Origin of the sequence: Tardiphaga sp. (assembly GCF_041424195.1) — a bacterium.
Classification (GTDB): Bacteria; Pseudomonadota; Alphaproteobacteria; order Rhizobiales; family Xanthobacteraceae; genus Tardiphaga.
In genome coordinates, this window is the sequence record NZ_JBGMOE010000005.1 from 1 (window position 1) to 14,666 (window position 14,666).

Genomic DNA, 14,666 nt, shown 5'->3' on the forward strand with positions numbered 1-14,666 from the left:
AGGTGCTCGAGAACGCGTCCTACAGCCACGGCTTCGACTCGCAGACCGGCACCTATGGCGACATGCTCAAGAAGGGCATCATCGACCCGACCAAGGTTGTCCGTGCAGCGATCCAGAACGCCGCATCGGTTGCCGGCCTCCTGATCACCACGGAAGCCATGGTTGCTGAACTGCCGAAGAAGAACGCTCCGGCCGGCGGCATGCCTCCCGGCGGCGGCATGGGCGGCATGGACTTCTAAGTCCAGCCACTCAAGGCAAGCACAAGAATGCAAAACCCCGGCAGCGATGCCGGGGTTTTTGTTTGGATGATCGAAAGGCTGTTCAGAATGCTACAGCGTCCACATCAACATCTGATTGCATTTGCTATTCACGCGACTACGGTGTGAAAAACGTTCTACTTGAACGATGCTGGGGGAGCGCGTGCCGGAAATTACGATACTAAGAACAGCCTCTCACATTCGGAAGCTGTTCGAGATACTCTCACAGCATCCAGACGGCCTCAAAGCAGCCAATGCGCTCAAAGCGTTAGCCGAAGCAACACAACTGACAACTTACGAGCAAGGCACATATGCCAGCACCGGCGGCAGACGCTTCGAAAAGATCGTAAGGTTTGCCACAGTAGACTGTGTCAAAGCGGGCTGGCTTTTAAAAGATAGAGGGATATGGACCATCACCGAAGCCGGTCGATTGGCGATGTCCGAATACCCAGATTCTGAAGCGTTTTATCGTGAAGCTATTCGCCTCTATCGCGCTTGGCGCGAAAGTACAGCGCCTGAAAAATTAATCGAGACATCCGACGATATCGAGCAGGATGAGATTGAATCTGTCGGCGACGCTCGGATCACATATGAACAAGCCGAAGAGCAAGCATGGGCCGAAATTGAAGCCCACATTCGTACGATGCTTCCATACGACTTTCAGGAGATGGTTGCAGATCTTCTGAAGGCGCTAGGCTACCATATTGCTTGGGTATCACCGCCAGGCAAAGACGGCGGCGTAGATATCATTGCTCACGTCGATCCCCTTGGAACTCAATCTCCACGAATAAAAGTTCAAGTAAAACGGGTCGCAAATAAGGTTGACCTACAAACCCTGAACTCCTTCTTGGCAATCATTGAAACTGACGATGTTGGACTCTACGTATCGACCGGCGGCTTCACAAAAGATGCCGAAGAAGCAGCACGTAGGCAAACGGCAAGAAAGATAACACTAATTGACTTGAACCGGTTAGTGGACCTTTGGATCGAAGCTTACGAAAAACTCGACGAAAAAGCTCGAAGGCGATTACCACTATCTCCGATCTACTTCCTAACCCCGGAAGTCTAGGTTACTAACATCCCACCACACTGACATGCCCCTGCTTCCCGTAATCGAGCAGAACCTTGTCGCGCGTGATCAGTGTGGCGCCGAGGTCGCGCGCAGTCGCGGCGACGATCCTGTCGGCGGGGTCGCGCGGCGGCTTGCCGGGCAGAAACGACGAGGCAATCAGAAGCTCCGGCGCCATATTGGCCAGTTGCATCGACGGTAGTGCAAGCACTGCAGCAAACCATCGCTCTGGCGTCGTGGTCATTTGCAAACGCTTGCGCGCGACAAGAAGGCCGATTTCCCAGGCGGTAATGGGCGAGACGAAGGTCTGTGCCCCGTCGGCGGCGGCATCGCGCATAACCTTGAGCGACGCCTCTGATAGTCGTTCGCCCTCGGCAATCCAGATCACCGCACAGGTGTCGAGCAGCAGAGGCCTCATGATCAATCCGGTTCCGCCCATGAGGGATCGGCAGGCTTGGTGAGATCGACGCCCGGAGCGACCTTGGTCATTCCCTTGAGAGCACCATGCAAAGGATGGTTTGATGCACCTTCGCTCACCGCCCTGGACAATTCTTTCAGTTTCGAAGCAGGATTGGTAACACGCCGGAATACTAGCCGCTGGCCAGTCATATCTACCTGCTCGCTTTCAAAGCCGGCATCCAGCCATACTCGTGTCATCACACTATTGGTCGGGTTGTTGCTCCACCATGGCCGGTGCTTGTGGGCCGACGCCGGAAGCGTTGCAGCCGTAATCCGCTCGATATCAGCGAACGACATCGGAACACGTTCCACGCTCTGCTTCCTGAGGAATTCCCCCAAGCGATCATATTTCGACATGCGAGCCTCCATTGCTTGTAACTATTATAACTTAATATTTCTACCTTTCAATAGTTACTATGAGGCAACCTTCCAAGCTACCGCAGACCAATGGGCCGCCGCATTATGACCAAGACGCGCGTCTGCCGCCGACACTCAACGAGCACCGCGTCGCGAGAAATTCGGGTTGCTCGTCACACCAAAAGCCCGGCCATTGCGCCGGGCTTTTTTGTTGCCTGTTTCAGGCCGGCGCCACCGGGGAAGCGTCATCGCTCAGCGAGCACGCCAGGATCGCCATCAGGAGCCCGGGAAACCGCGCTTCGATATCGGCCGCCCGCACCGTGTTTTGATGCTCGACGCCTTTCTTGCTGGTCTGGATCAGACCAGCCTCGCGCAGCACGCGAAAATGGTTCGACAGAGTGGACTTGGCGATGGTCGGGCATGGCGACGCTGCCGTGCAGGACAGGCAGCCGCTCTCCTGCAGCAGGCCCCGGACGATCTGCAGCCGGATGGGATCAGCCAGCGCAGAGAGCACGCCGGCCAGCGTGATGTCCTTGGTCGCGGGGTGAACGAACTGAACCATAAAAAAGATATAGGCGCCCCCTTGCGTTGGTTCAATAGTTCCATATTTCCGAACAATTGAAGCATCCAAGAGGGATCACGACCATGACCAAGACGTTTGAAAGCAAAGTTGCCCTGGTGACCGGCGGCTCAAAAGGCATCGGCGCTGAAATCGCCATCCAGCTCGCCGCCGGAGGCGCTGCCGTCGCCGTCAATTACGCGTCCAGCAAGAAGGGCGCCGACGAGGTTGTCGCGAAGATCACCGCCAAGGGCGGCAAGGCCGTCGCCGTGCACGGCAATCTCGCCGAGCCGGACGGCGCCAAATCCGTGGTGGCCGAGACGGTCAAGGCATTGGGGCCGATCGACGTTCTCGTCAACAATGCGGGCGTCTATGAATTCGCCCCTCTCGACAGCATTACGCCGGAGCACTTTCACAGGCATTTCGATCTGAACGTGCTCGGGCTGCTGCTTGCCTCGCAGGAAGCGGCCAGACACTTCAACCCCAATGGCGGCAGCATCATCAACATCTCATCGGGCGTCTCGACCATCACCCCGCCGGGCTCGGCCGTCTACACCGCGACCAAGGCCTCGGTCGATGCGATCACCTCGGTACTGGCGAAGGAGCTTGCGCCGCGCAATATCCGCGTCAATGCCGTCAATCCCGGCATGATTGCAACCGAGGGCGTGGTGTCAGCCGGATTCCATGAAGGCGACATGCGCAAGTGGATCGAATCCGTCACCCCGATGGGCCGCATCGGCAAGGTCGAGGAAATCGCCTCCGTCGTGACTTTCCTGGCTTCCGATGCTGCATCCTATGTGACCGGCGAAACGCTACACGTCACCGGTGGATTCAGGTAGCCCACCCGCTCTGCTGACGGTCTATCCGACATCGGCCAAAGGCGGTGCAATCGGCACCGCCTTTGCTTGTTGTCGCAAGGCCTTGATCTCGCTCTGCCTTAATCATCATCCCCGCCGGCCGGCGGCATCTGCGGCATCGACGGTGTCTGTATGCGATCCGGAGCCGAAGGTTGCGCACGCTCGCGCATTGGCGCTTGCCCACGCGTCATCGGCGCCTGATTGTTGGCTGACTGCGCAAAGAACACATCGTGGCAGGCGCGGCTCAATCGCGGGCCAGCGTTGCGCAGGCAGTTTTCAACGCGCCCCTCGTCCGGCATCGCCGAAGTACAGAGGCGAAACGCATCCGGCGTGCAGGCTTCGCGCTGTGCGTCGGTGCCGCGGGCCAAAGCCGCGGCGCTGGAACCCGCAATCAGCGCCACGGCGGTCGCCAAGCTTGTCAGAGTGTTTGCCATCAGTCCTGTCCTTACGACGTAACGACAGGTGAAATTCTCAGTGGCGCGCTCGGTTCCTTGCTGGCCGCTCACATGCTGCTGAAAATGCAGGCTTAAGCGCGCGTAACGACGGAGCGATCAGCTGGCAGGCTGAGCGCCTTCTTCGATCTCGTCCGTCCACACCTTGAAACTGACAAGGGTGTTGGGCCCGAATGTCTGCGTAATCGGTACATCCGCGGCATCGCGGCCCTGCGCTATCAGCACACGTCCGATGCGCGGGATATTGTTGCGGGCATCAAACGTGTACCAGTGGCCGCCGAGATAGGCTTCGAACCAACCAGCGAAATCACCGTCGGCCCATGGCTTCGGCATGCCGATATCGCCGAGATAGCCGGTGCAGTAGCGCGCGGGGATGTTCATGCAGCGGCAGAACGTGATGGCCAGATGGGCATAATCGCGGCAGACGCCCTTCCCCTCGTTGTAAGCATCCCAGGCGGTCTTGGTCGCGCGTGCATGCTCGTAACCGAACTGGATATGATTGTGCACAAAATCGCAGATTGCCTGCACGCGCGCCCAGCCAGGCGCGGTCCTCTCGAACAATTGCCAGGCAACGTCCGACAATCGATCCGTCTCGCAGTAGCGACTGCCCAGTAGATAAACGATCGTATCGGCCGGAAGATCCTCCACTGCGTGCTGCACGGCGGAAGGAACAATGACATCCGGCTTGCCGCTATCATTGACGATGCCGTCGGCTTTGAACGTGATGCGGCCTGTCGGCGCAACAATGCGGCTGCACCAGTTACCGAAGCCATCGCGATACGGCGTTATCGGAACAGCCGGACTCGTCGTGAGATAGTCTGGCACAACGACATCGGAGGCACGCGTGAAGTGCGTTCCCATCACGATCATGACAGGCGTCGGCTGCGGGAAATCATAGATCATCTCGTAGCCAACACGGATCTTCATGCAAAACACCTCATCCCTGCAAAATCGTTGTTTTCAAAAGCAAGACACCGCAAGCGTCGCACATTGCGTGACGATCTTGCGAGAAAACTCAGCGCAAGCGTCGGCCGGAACGTCATCGATGTCGGATACATCCTCGAAATAGCGACAAAACGTCCAATAACAAGACAACCGAAGCATTATTGACGAAATCCCGGACCGCGCAAAGAAATCGATAGCTAATGCCTGTGAATAGGCGCACGCTCAATATATGCCGGATCTCAGCATCGACATGCGCGCGTGACGACGAGATCGCGCCGTGAGACCGTTACTTTCAAACATCCTTTCCAGTTGAAAGGCCTTGGTCGGTTGATCCCGGCAGAGTCGTATGACGTCGTCACCGATGAGGAGATGATCGAGGGACTGTCCTTCGCCGGCTATCGGCGCACGGCGACCATGATCATCGTGCCAGGCGCGCCGCCCCATACGCGATCCATGGAAATGATCTCGATTGGATCGCTTGAACTGGCAGATGCGCAGCGCATTGATGCGAGTGCGCCATGACCGAAAGCCCGGTCGAACTCGATAGCCGCCGCGGTATGGCCGCACAGAAAGCCACCGACATCCGGCGAATTCTCGCCGAGGTCGAATCCAACGCCAAGGCCTTGCGCAAACGCCAGCAGGAGCTTGAAGAGCACCTCCTCACTGCACCTGCCACGACATGGCCGGAGGCTGCTGCAAAGGCACGCTACGTGCTCAATCTCTACGCTGCGTCGCTGAGTGTGCAGGATTCCCGCCACCGCGATCTGATCACGATCGTGCTGGACGATTTCACGCGGCTTGCCGCCAACGATTGATCCTATCTGTCACCGAACATTGCAGCTCCCGGCCGCAATCAATAATCGAAAGTCTCACCATGCAGAATCTCTTGCACCGTCACGTTCAAGTCGCAGAATCTCTTCGTCTCGGCGTTGAATCCGGCTGGTACAGCACCAAGATCAGCGGAACCTTTGTTACAGGCCCACATCCCACCGAAGCTGAATGCCTGCGCAAGATCGCCGAACTCAATCCTGTCGTGCCGAAGCGCAAGGCCTGAAGCGGGACAACGATGATGGCACTCACACACGGTGTTTTCCAAAGCTTCGAATATAATCGCATGGTCGTCCTGTTCTCGATGATGAATGACGCGACCGAAGTCGCATGCGCGATCAGCACCAGCGCGATGGACGAGCTTGAAAAGGCGACACGCACCAAGCCCGAACAGCGTGAGGAGCAATTCATCCGGCTGCGCGACCGCATCGAGGCCTGCGCGGCGCATAAATTCGCGAACGCCGAATTCGAGGGCAAGCCGCCCGGCATCGTTCTGCGCAGCATCGATTTCCGGTAACGTGTCCCGCTATTGAACCCTTCCTCCTCGCGGTGTGACCAACGCCAGTCACACGCGAGAGGTTAAGTCATGCGCCGCTTTCCAAGCCTGAGCCGTTGCGCCATCCGCATCCTGTTCGTTAGCCTGCTGGCAAGCGCAGCTCTACCTGTGGCGCAAGCTGCTGCCGATGACGCACAGCAATGTATGGATGCGGCCGGCGTCATCGCGATCGCGGCCTGCGACCGCGCCATCGCGTCAGGCAATTACCGTGGTCGCCAGCTCGCGGAGCTGCATTTCAACCGTGCCTTCGAATACAAGGAACGGCATGAGAGCGGCCCCGCCATGGCTGCTTTCGACGAAGCCATCCGCCTCAACCCGGGTTACGCCCGCGCCTATTTCATGCGCGGCAATCTCTGGCTCGCCCGCGGCGACAACGACCGCGCCATCAGCGACTTCAACGTCGCGCTGGATCTCGATCCCAACAATACCGATGCCTATGTCAATCGCGGTGTCGCCTGGTACGCCAGAAACGATAATGACCGGGCCATTGCCGATTACGATATGGCGATCCGCCTCAATCCGCAGGAAACGGGCGCCTACAGCAATCGCGGCGGTGCCTGGCTGGTGAAGGGCGATCACGACCGCGCGGTCGCCGATTTCAGCGAAGCGATCCGGCTCAGTCCAAACGATCCCTGCCCGATCTTCAACCGAGGCTTCGCATACAGCCTCAAGGGTGACAACGATCGCGCCATCGCCGACTACAGTGAGGCGATCCGCATCGCACCGACCTATGTGGCGGCGCTGACCAATCGCGGCGGCGTGTGGTCCGACAAGGGCGACAACGACCGCGCGATGGCCGATTTCAATGCGGCGCTGCGCATCGATCCGAAATACGCCAAGGCGCTCTATCTGCGCGGCATGACCCGACTGGAGACAGGCGACACCACGGGCGGCGCCTCCGATGTCGCAAACGCAAGGAAGATCGATCCGAAGGTCGGCTCATAGGTGACTGACTACGCGTCGCCTTCCCGGGCGACGCGCGCTTATCGATCAGTCGAGCTTGGCGACCACGATGAGGCGTTTCACTTCGCCGTTGCGATAGGCCTGCAGGAACTTGTTGTAGTCCCGGAACGAGACGCAGCCGTTAGAGTCGCCATTGGGGCCGAGCATGTAGGTATGGGCGAGCAGGCCGGTGCGGCCATAGATCGCGCCCTCTCCGCCCACCGGCGTCAGGCGCAGCGCCGCCACGCCATGGAACAGGGCCTCGCGCGGCTTGAGGTCGTAAATATGCGGCGGGGTTACACCGCGCATTTTCTCATGCGCGTAAGCGGGATTATCGAGACGGTTGCCGAGGCCGGAATGCGCTTCCAGCTTGGTGCCGTCAGGCATGTACACTTTGCGTGCGGAGATATCGTAGACTGCGGTGGTACGATCGCTCAGGGTCGGCTCATTGCTGGCCGCGGCATCGGTGCCGTTGGTCAGCACACCGCCATCGGAGCCGGCATAAGCGAGCACGGGGCCGGATTGCGGAGCGTTGCCGCCGAACAGTTTTTCGAAGACGTTGAAATTGCCGGACTTGGGCTGTGCCGCCAGCGCCAGCCGCGCCTTCTGCACCAGCGAGTCGTGGCCGTAGGCGCCGCCCTTGGCAGCACGGGCCTGTGCGACGGGCTGTTGCGGCGGCGCTTCGGCGACCTGCGGCGCGGAGGCCGTACGGGCATCGGAAGGCCGTGCCGCAGGCATCGGAATGCTGTCGACGAGCTGGCGCACCGTCGGTGCCGGCTGCATCAGCGCGACTTCCTGCGGCTTCGCAGCCGGTGCAGGAACCACGGACTGGGTAGCCGGCGTGCGCTTGACGAAACGCTCGGGCGCGGCGCCCATCGAATAGGTCGGGTCGAACCAGGCGACTTCGCGCTTCGGCTCGGTCTGCGCGGCAGCGAGCGGCGCATTCACGGCCGGCTCGAAACGCTCGGTGAATGACGTACGGTGTTCGGCGCGTGAGAAGCGGCCGTCGAAGCGCTCGGCGAAGGACGACTGGCCGACGCCTGCATCACTGCCGAGATTGGCGGAGACCATCGCAGGCTCCACGCCATTCTGGAAAAGCTTGCCGGCGAGCGTCCATCCACCGGTCAATGCGACGGCGGCAAGCGCTGCGCCGGTCACGAACATGCGTGAACTGGATTTCGACACCTGATGCTGGCCCCGGCGCGAGGATGCAGAATGGTTCAACGCACGTTTACTGCTGCTCATACGCCTGACGTCCAACACACGTTTACTAAGCTCCCTGCCCGTTGTGCCTGACGAGACACACAGGTCTCCAAAAGCACCGCGCAGGGATGCGAAACGCCATTAAGGCGAGTTTTAGTTAAATGCGGATTAATTGGAGGTCCCCCACCGATACCTACCTAAAGGCCTGCCAATCATGGCCTTTTTGAGTAAGTCACAGGACAAAGTCGGGGAACCTGCGAGAGCTTTCTGGGGCTCTCGCAGGCCGGTTTCAGGCGCGCTGGGGTTTTGGGTCACGCCCGGCCCGAATTTTTGGCGCGCTGTGATTAGGCCATTGGCCTAGCGTGGGGCTGGTGCGCGTGGAACCGCGCTGGTTTTGAGGTATTCAGGTAATCAAAACGGGTGATATGGGCCTGCAAAAGCCGCTGGATGATCGCGCCTTAGTAGTTCAGCTTCGGATACCAGTCGGTGCCCCGCCCCTCCGGCGTAACGTCCAGAATCGTCCAGAGCGGCATCAGGTCCGGTGCGCCGCGCGGGTCCTGGCCGGGATCGGCCGTGGACCCATCCATCTCACCGCTCCAGAAATGGCGAATCTTGCCGCTGCGGCGGGTGAAGACGTTGAAGGCCGCGTCGTCGCCGCCGTCCTTGGTCAAGCCGTGATAATCGCGGCTGAATTCGCCTGACGTGTCCGAGAACAGCGGCAGATAGTGCCAGCCACGCTGCTTCTTGAAGGCGACCAGCCGCTCGATGGGCGAGCGCGCCACGATGGCCAGCGCGACGCGCTGGGTGATGTCAGGCACCTCGCCGTCCCAGGCCGACAGCAGCGACGTGCACATCGGGCACGGCTTCTCGCGCTGCGGCCCATACATGTAGGAGTAGACGACGAGCGTCTGCTTGTCGCCGAACAGGCCCGCGAAATTCACCGGGCCCTTCTCGCCGATGAAGTCGTAATCCCTGGTCACTTCGCCGCCATCCGGCAGCGCACGACGCAACTCCGCGACGCGCTCGATCTGGCGCCGCAACTCGATTTCCTCGATGAGCAGCGCATTGCGCGCCTCACGGTATTCACGGCTTTCATTGGGATAGCGAAAGCCGGCCTTCTTCACGAGTTCGGCCGCAGGTATCAGGCTGGAACCGGTCATGACATGATTCTCCCTTGTTGAATTTCGGCGTGCTCCGTGTGAAAGACGTTCCGGGACGGGCCAATCCGACATAACGATCCGCAAGTTCATCACGCACAGCTTCGTGAACAGCCAGAACACGCATGACGGTCATTGACGCGCAGTGCGTGGATGCCCATGAGTGCGCCATGCGCCTGTTTCATTTCAGCGAAGAGAATAACATCGAAGTCTTCATGCCGCAGCGGGCGAAGATTGCGACACCTCGCGCTCAGGGGCAGGAGTGGCTAAATGGCCCCCTGGTCTGGGCGATCGATGACTGGCATGCGCCGATGTATATGTTTCCGCGCGACTGCCCGCGTATTTTTGTCTGGCCGACTGCGACGACAACGCCGCAATACCTCACCGCCTACAAGAAGATGACCTCCTGCCGCATGGTCGCGCATATAGAGCTCGGCTGGCTGGACCGTCTCTCCCACACCGTCATCTATCGTTACGAACTTTCGCCCGACGGGTTCGAGACGCTAAACGATGCGGGCATATGGATATCGCGCGCGCCATCCATGCCGCTGAACGTCGAGCGGATCGACAACATCGAAAAGGCGCTGGAAGCCGCCGGCGTCGAGTTGCGCGTCCTGCCGTCCCTGAAGACGCTCGCGCCTTTGTGGAAGACATCGCTGCATGTCAGCGGCATTGGCCTCCGCGATACATGAGGACCGACCGGGCTGCCTCAAACCCACCAAGGATGCCTGGACGTTCAGGAGCCGTAGGATCGCAGAGCGTCTTCGCGAAATCCATCGCTCGTTGTCGCGATGTGCGGCGGGCATCGCTTCGGCGCGATGCGCCGAAGATCGACCCATCCTGTCATTGCCCACGAGCCTAGGCCGCAGTATCTGCCTTCGCACGGCAATGACTGACCACGACGCGATTGCGGCCCTCGGCATGGGTGCGCAGACGCTCGCTGATCGCATTGGAAATATCGACCGCATCGGCCGCAAAGCGGCGCTGCATGTCGGCCGCGATCAGGCGCTCCGAAAACTCACGGATCGCCAAGGTCGTGGCCATTCCCGTGCAGAGAATAGCGATCGCAATAAGCGTCGTCCGCCGCGTCTGAGGCGCCAGCAAATCACGCAATGCCATTCCGTATTCCCCGAACCTGATCCCGCCCCGATAATGGACACTTGACGACATCCTTAATCATGGATAATAAATATCCACGATAAGAATGGAATGAAACCATGAAGATGAGCGACGGGGTCGAGCAGGCAATCCACAGTGTGGCGATGCTCGCCGGCCTGCAATCGAACGGCGTGTTGTCCGCCGGCGCCCTCGCCGAATTCCATGGCGTGTCCACCAGCTACCTCCTGAAACACCTGCAGGCGCTTTCGGGCGCCGGCCTGCTCGTCGCGCAGCCCGGCCCGACCGGCGGCTATCGCCTTGCCCGGACGCCAGACCAGATCACCTTGCTCGATGTCGTCCTTGCCGTTGAGGGCAGTGCACCTGCCTTCCGCTGCAGCGAAATCCGTCAGCGCGGCCCCAATCCGCTGCCCGGCAAGCCGACGTCGCCATGCGGCATCAATGCCGCGATGCTGCGCGCCGAGCGCGTCTATCGCGACGAGCTGGCCAAGGTGAGCATCGCCGATGTGCTCGGCGATCTCCGCGCCAAGGATACCGACGGCGCCATCGCCGCGCGCGGCTGCGCCTTTCTCGAACTTAACGAACGACGCCGTAACGCCAACTGAAACCTGAAACCGCACACCAAGGAGAAAAACCATGCAAGCCCGCCTCAACATCGCCAAGGCCGCCCCCGACGCCTACAAGGCCGTCGCCGCGCTCGATCAATATGTCGTCAAGGAGAGCGGCCTCGAGCCCGCGATCGTCCACCTGATCAAGCTTCGCTCATCGATCATCAATGGCTGCGCCTTCTGTGTCGATATGCATGTGAAGGAATCCCGGCACGACGGTCTCAGCGAGCAGTGGATCAACATGATGTCGGTCTGGCACGAATCGACGGTCTATACGCCGCGCGAGCGCGCCCTCCTCGCCTGGGTCGATGCCGTCACGCTGATCGCGCAGACGCGCGCGCCCGATGCCGATTATGAAGCGCTGCGCGCGCATTTCTCTGAAGACGAATGCCTCAAGATCACCGTGGCGATCGGCGCCATCAATGTCTGGAATCGTCTTGCTGTCGGCTTCCGCATTCCACATCCGATCGAGAAGTCGAAAGCTGCTGCCTGAGCCCACACTTCAGCAGACGATAGACAAGCAAAAGGCCGGGTTGAATATTTCAACCCGGCCTTTTCTGGTTTCTGCTTGGCCCGGCCGATGGGTCAGGCAATGTGGCTAAAGGTCAGAACAGTTTCGCACCCGAAGCGTCCACGACACGGCCCCAGCGGGCATAGTCGTCCTTAATCGTCTTGGCGAAAGCCGCCTGCGTCGAAGTCGTAATGCTGAGGCCCTGCTTTTCCAGGCGGTCACGCACATCCGGCAGCGCGCCAATACGCACCACTTCAGCATTCAGACGATCAACGATGGCGTCGGGCGTCCCTGCAGGCACCACGAGGCCGAACCACGAGTCCACGACGAAATCGGACACGCCTGCTTCCGCCGGCGTCGGCACATCGGGAAGCTGCGCCGAGCGCTCGCGGCTGGTGATCACGAGACCCTTGACCTTGCCGTCGCGGATCTGCGGCGCCAGCACCGTTAGCGTATCGAAGGACAGGTTCACCTGGTTTCCGAGCAGTGCGTTGACGGCCGGCGCGCTGCCCTTGAACGGCACATGGAGCAGATCCGTATCGGTCAGGCTCTTGAACAGTTCGCCGCTCAGATGGCAGAGCGTGCCGGGTCCGCACGACGAGTATGTGAACTTGCCGGGCTCGCGCTTCGCAGCCGCGACAAGCTCCTTGACGCTCGAAACCGGCGTATCGGGGCTGGCCGCGAGTACATAGGGCACCGAAGCCAGCAACGAGACCGGCGTGAAGCTCTTGAAGGGATCGAAGGCGATGTTCTTGTTGATATGCGGCAGGATGGTGAGCTGTCCCGCAGGCGCCAGCGACAGCGTGTAGCCGTCCGGATCGGCCTTGGCGACAGCGTCGGCGGCGATGGCCGTACCGGCGCCGGCCTTGTTCTCGACCACGACAGTCTGCTTCAGCGCCTCGCCGAGCTTGTCCGCATAGACCCGCGCCGTGATGTCCGCGGCGCCGCCCGGCGGAAACGGAACGATCAGCTTGATCGTCCGGCTCGGCCAGTTGTCAGCGAAGGCCCCCGTTGCGCCGGAGACCAGCAGCACTGCCGCGAAAGCACCTGAGAGGAAGCGAGAAGACATAGCGGACCGCACGGTCGTATTCCTTATAATCGATGATGAGAGTATTCTGGCCGAGGCTCGCAGGAGGTTTCGCAATGATTTCAGCGATATGCGAGGCACGTCTGTTGTCACTGAAGATGTCATCGCGACCGGTTCCCTACAAGGAAACGCCTTTGCAAATGCAACCGGGCTGGTGGTGGATTGCTGTCGCCGAACAAGTCCTTGTGAGAAGTTGCTTCTCTTGGCGGAACTATTCGACCGCGGCACCATATGTTCTGATCAGGCCGTCGGAATCGGAGCGCGCCATGACCGAACTGAGCCATTCGACCGAGAAGAGCCGCTATCTCAACGCCCCGAAACGCCCGGACTTCACGCTGGACCAGGACTGGGGCTCCTATTCGGCCGCCGAGCATGATCGCTGGGACCGCCTGTTCGCCCGCGCGCAGACCGTCCTGAAAGGCCGGGCCTGCGACGAATTTCTCGCCGCGCTGAATACATTGCAACTATCAGAGTCAGGCATTCCCGATCTGGAGAAACTGAGTGCACGTCTAAAGCCGTTGACCGGCTGGCAGATCGTGCCGGTCGCCGAACTGGTGCCCGACGAGATCTTCTTCGATCATCTGGCCAATCGCCGCTTCCCGGCCGGCGCCTTCATCCGTCCCGAACACGAAATGGACTATCTGCAGGAGCCCGACATCTTCCACGACGTCTTCGGCCACGTTCCGCTGCTGGCGAATCCGATCTATGCCGATTTCATGGAGGCCTATGGAAAAGGTGGCCAGCGTGCGATGGCGCTCGGCCAGCTGAAAAACCTGGCGCGATTGTACTGGTACACGGTGGAGTTCGGACTGATGAACAGCACGGACGGCTTGCGCATCTTCGGTGCGGGCATTCTGTCGTCAGCAACAGAGTCGGTCTTCGCACTGGAAGACCCCTCGCCGAACCGGATCACGTTCGACCTCGAACGCGTGATGCGGACAAACTACATCATCGACGATTTCCAGCAGAGCTATTTCGTCATCGAGAGCTTCGAGAAGCTGCTGCAGGACAGCTATCAGGATTTCGGCCCACTCTATACCCGCCTGGCCAAGGCAGACGACATCGCGGCCGACGAGGTGACCCCTGAGGATCACGTCATCAGCCGCGGGACGCTGGACTATTTCAAGCGCAAGCGCGCGTCAGCCGTTCATTGACTGGATGCGGAACTTGGCCGGCGATGCGCCGAAGCGACGGCGGAAGCTGCGGTGGAAGTATGAGAGTTCGTTGAAACCACAGGCAGCCGCGACTTCGCTGATCTTCAGGCTGCACTGCCGGTCGCCGGTCAGCATGCTGCGGGCCTTTTCGAGCCTCAACTCCATGATGCGATCGGTGATGCTGAGGCCGGAGCCCTGCAGCAGGTCCTGCACGTAGCGGACGGACAGGCCGAGCTTCTCGGCAACCACCCGGGTCGAGAACTGCTGGTCGGCAAAGCTCTCATTGATCTGGCTGATCACACTGGCGATCCGCGCACCGCGCAGGCCGCCGACTTCGGTGAGGTTCACGGAGTCCGGCTTCTCGATGCTGTGCGCCTTGGCGCGATCGGATCCGAAGTCTGAGTGGCTGCTGAATGCGAGATTTGTGTTTTCCATGTTCCCAATCACCGCCCATTTCAATGTGTGCGATGATAGGTCGTCGGGACCCCTGACTTTGGTTCAACGCCGACGGCGAAATTTATCATCACTGTAAACGACGCCGCCGCCCGC

Annotated in this window: 22 protein-coding genes; 12 read left to right on the forward strand and 10 right to left on the reverse strand. The window is 60.1% G+C overall.

Going from position 1 to position 14,666, the window contains the following annotated elements; translation table 11 throughout:
- Positions 1–239: TCP-1/cpn60 chaperonin family protein (locus tag ACEK02_RS00200; RefSeq protein ID WP_371419808.1), on the forward strand; the 239-nt coding region annotated here is incomplete at its 5' end.
- A gap of 181 nt (positions 240–420) precedes the next feature.
- A complete protein-coding gene (locus ACEK02_RS00205; protein WP_371419809.1) occupies positions 421–1,326 on the forward strand; it encodes a restriction endonuclease in 906 nt (301 codons plus the stop codon).
- A 4-nt stretch (positions 1,327–1,330) separates the two neighbouring features.
- Here the strand turns inward: ACEK02_RS00205 and ACEK02_RS00210 are convergent, their stop codons facing one another.
- The 3 genes from ACEK02_RS00210 to ACEK02_RS00220 all read right to left on the reverse strand — a co-directional run bounded on the left by ACEK02_RS00210 (position 1,331) and on the right by ACEK02_RS00220 (position 2,704).
- On the reverse strand, positions 1,331–1,744 hold the full coding sequence (locus ACEK02_RS00210; protein WP_371419810.1) for a type II toxin-antitoxin system VapC family toxin: 414 nt from the start codon (positions 1,742–1,744) through the stop codon (positions 1,331–1,333).
- A gap of 2 nt (positions 1,745–1,746) precedes the next feature.
- Positions 1,747–2,142, reverse strand: a complete 396-nt coding sequence (locus ACEK02_RS00215; RefSeq protein ID WP_371419811.1) for a hypothetical protein — start codon at positions 2,140–2,142, stop codon at positions 1,747–1,749.
- Between the two features lie 220 nt (positions 2,143–2,362).
- Positions 2,363–2,704, reverse strand: a complete 342-nt coding sequence (locus ACEK02_RS00220) for an ArsR/SmtB family transcription factor (protein WP_371419812.1) — start codon at positions 2,702–2,704, stop codon at positions 2,363–2,365.
- 83 nt (positions 2,705–2,787) lie between these two features.
- Here ACEK02_RS00220 and ACEK02_RS00225 point away from each other — a divergent pair, with 83 nt between their 5' ends.
- On the forward strand, positions 2,788–3,540 hold the full coding sequence (locus ACEK02_RS00225) for an SDR family NAD(P)-dependent oxidoreductase (protein ID WP_371419813.1): 753 nt from the start codon (positions 2,788–2,790) through the stop codon (positions 3,538–3,540).
- Between the two features lie 98 nt (positions 3,541–3,638).
- Here ACEK02_RS00225 and ACEK02_RS00230 read toward each other — a convergent pair whose 3' ends face one another.
- Entirely contained in the window at positions 3,639–3,992 is a 354-nt protein-coding gene (locus ACEK02_RS00230; RefSeq protein ID WP_371419814.1) for a hypothetical protein, read from the reverse strand.
- Positions 3,993–4,109: 117 nt separating this feature from the next.
- Positions 4,110–4,937, reverse strand: coding sequence for a transglutaminase family protein (locus ACEK02_RS00235; protein ID WP_371419815.1), 828 nt, complete (start codon positions 4,935–4,937; stop codon positions 4,110–4,112).
- Between the two features lie 276 nt (positions 4,938–5,213).
- Between ACEK02_RS00235 and ACEK02_RS00240 the strand changes: the two genes are divergently transcribed.
- The 5 genes from ACEK02_RS00240 to ACEK02_RS00260 all read left to right on the forward strand — a co-directional run bounded on the left by ACEK02_RS00240 (position 5,214) and on the right by ACEK02_RS00260 (position 7,284).
- Positions 5,214–5,477 (forward strand): hypothetical protein, encoded by a 264-nt coding sequence (locus ACEK02_RS00240; RefSeq protein WP_371419816.1) that lies wholly within the window; start codon positions 5,214–5,216, stop codon positions 5,475–5,477.
- Positions 5,474–5,770 (forward strand): hypothetical protein, encoded by a 297-nt coding sequence (locus ACEK02_RS00245; RefSeq protein WP_371419817.1) that lies wholly within the window; start codon positions 5,474–5,476, stop codon positions 5,768–5,770. Before ACEK02_RS00240 ends, ACEK02_RS00245 begins: the two co-directional genes overlap by 4 nt.
- A 59-nt stretch (positions 5,771–5,829) precedes the next feature.
- Positions 5,830–6,009: a hypothetical protein gene (locus tag ACEK02_RS00250; protein ID WP_068736084.1), complete on the forward strand. Its 180-nt coding sequence runs from the start codon at positions 5,830–5,832 to the stop codon at positions 6,007–6,009.
- 15 nt (positions 6,010–6,024) lie between these two features.
- The gene (locus ACEK02_RS00255) at positions 6,025–6,300 is read left to right on the forward strand and encodes a DUF1488 family protein (protein WP_371419818.1); all 276 of its coding nucleotides are present in this window, start codon (positions 6,025–6,027) and stop codon (positions 6,298–6,300) included.
- Positions 6,301–6,369: 69 nt separating this feature from the next.
- Positions 6,370–7,284 (forward strand): tetratricopeptide repeat protein, encoded by a 915-nt coding sequence (locus tag ACEK02_RS00260; RefSeq protein WP_371419819.1) that lies wholly within the window; start codon positions 6,370–6,372, stop codon positions 7,282–7,284.
- Between the two features lie 45 nt (positions 7,285–7,329).
- Here the strand turns inward: ACEK02_RS00260 and ACEK02_RS00265 are convergent, their stop codons facing one another.
- A complete protein-coding gene (locus ACEK02_RS00265; protein ID WP_371419820.1) occupies positions 7,330–8,526 on the reverse strand; it encodes a tlde1 domain-containing protein in 1,197 nt (398 codons plus the stop codon).
- 416 nt (positions 8,527–8,942) lie between these two features.
- Positions 8,943–9,644 carry a DUF899 family protein gene (locus ACEK02_RS00270; RefSeq protein ID WP_371419821.1) on the reverse strand — a complete coding sequence of 234 codons (702 nt, stop codon included), beginning with the start codon at positions 9,642–9,644 and terminating at the stop codon, positions 8,943–8,945.
- A 122-nt stretch (positions 9,645–9,766) separates the two neighbouring features.
- On the opposite strand from ACEK02_RS00270, the gene ACEK02_RS00275 reads away from it, so the two are divergent.
- Positions 9,767–10,333, forward strand: a complete 567-nt coding sequence (locus tag ACEK02_RS00275; RefSeq protein ID WP_371419822.1) for a DUF6886 family protein — start codon at positions 9,767–9,769, stop codon at positions 10,331–10,333.
- Positions 10,334–10,499: 166 nt separating this feature from the next.
- Here ACEK02_RS00275 and ACEK02_RS00280 read toward each other — a convergent pair whose 3' ends face one another.
- Positions 10,500–10,760, reverse strand: coding sequence for a hypothetical protein (locus ACEK02_RS00280; protein ID WP_371419823.1), 261 nt, complete (start codon positions 10,758–10,760; stop codon positions 10,500–10,502).
- Positions 10,761–10,858: 98 nt separating this feature from the next.
- Between ACEK02_RS00280 and ACEK02_RS00285 the strand changes: the two genes are divergently transcribed.
- The gene (locus tag ACEK02_RS00285; RefSeq protein ID WP_371419824.1) at positions 10,859–11,362 is read left to right on the forward strand and encodes an Rrf2 family transcriptional regulator; all 504 of its coding nucleotides are present in this window, start codon (positions 10,859–10,861) and stop codon (positions 11,360–11,362) included.
- 31 nt (positions 11,363–11,393) lie between these two features.
- On the forward strand, positions 11,394–11,858 hold the full coding sequence (locus ACEK02_RS00290) for a carboxymuconolactone decarboxylase family protein (protein ID WP_371419825.1): 465 nt from the start codon (positions 11,394–11,396) through the stop codon (positions 11,856–11,858).
- Positions 11,859–11,970: 112 nt separating this feature from the next.
- Here ACEK02_RS00290 and ACEK02_RS00295 read toward each other — a convergent pair whose 3' ends face one another.
- The gene (locus ACEK02_RS00295) at positions 11,971–12,957 is read right to left on the reverse strand and encodes a Bug family tripartite tricarboxylate transporter substrate binding protein (protein WP_371419826.1); all 987 of its coding nucleotides are present in this window, start codon (positions 12,955–12,957) and stop codon (positions 11,971–11,973) included.
- Positions 12,958–13,229: 272 nt separating this feature from the next.
- On the opposite strand from ACEK02_RS00295, the gene phhA reads away from it, so the two are divergent.
- Positions 13,230–14,117 carry a phenylalanine 4-monooxygenase gene (gene phhA / locus ACEK02_RS00300; RefSeq protein ID WP_371419827.1) on the forward strand — a complete coding sequence of 296 codons (888 nt, stop codon included), beginning with the start codon at positions 13,230–13,232 and terminating at the stop codon, positions 14,115–14,117.
- On the opposite strand, the gene ACEK02_RS00305 is transcribed toward phhA, so the two are convergent.
- Complete coding sequence (locus ACEK02_RS00305; protein ID WP_371419828.1) at positions 14,103–14,552, reverse strand: helix-turn-helix transcriptional regulator; 450 nt, start codon at positions 14,550–14,552, stop codon at positions 14,103–14,105. The genes phhA and ACEK02_RS00305 overlap by 15 nt on opposite strands.
- Positions 14,553–14,666 lie beyond the last annotated feature (114 nt).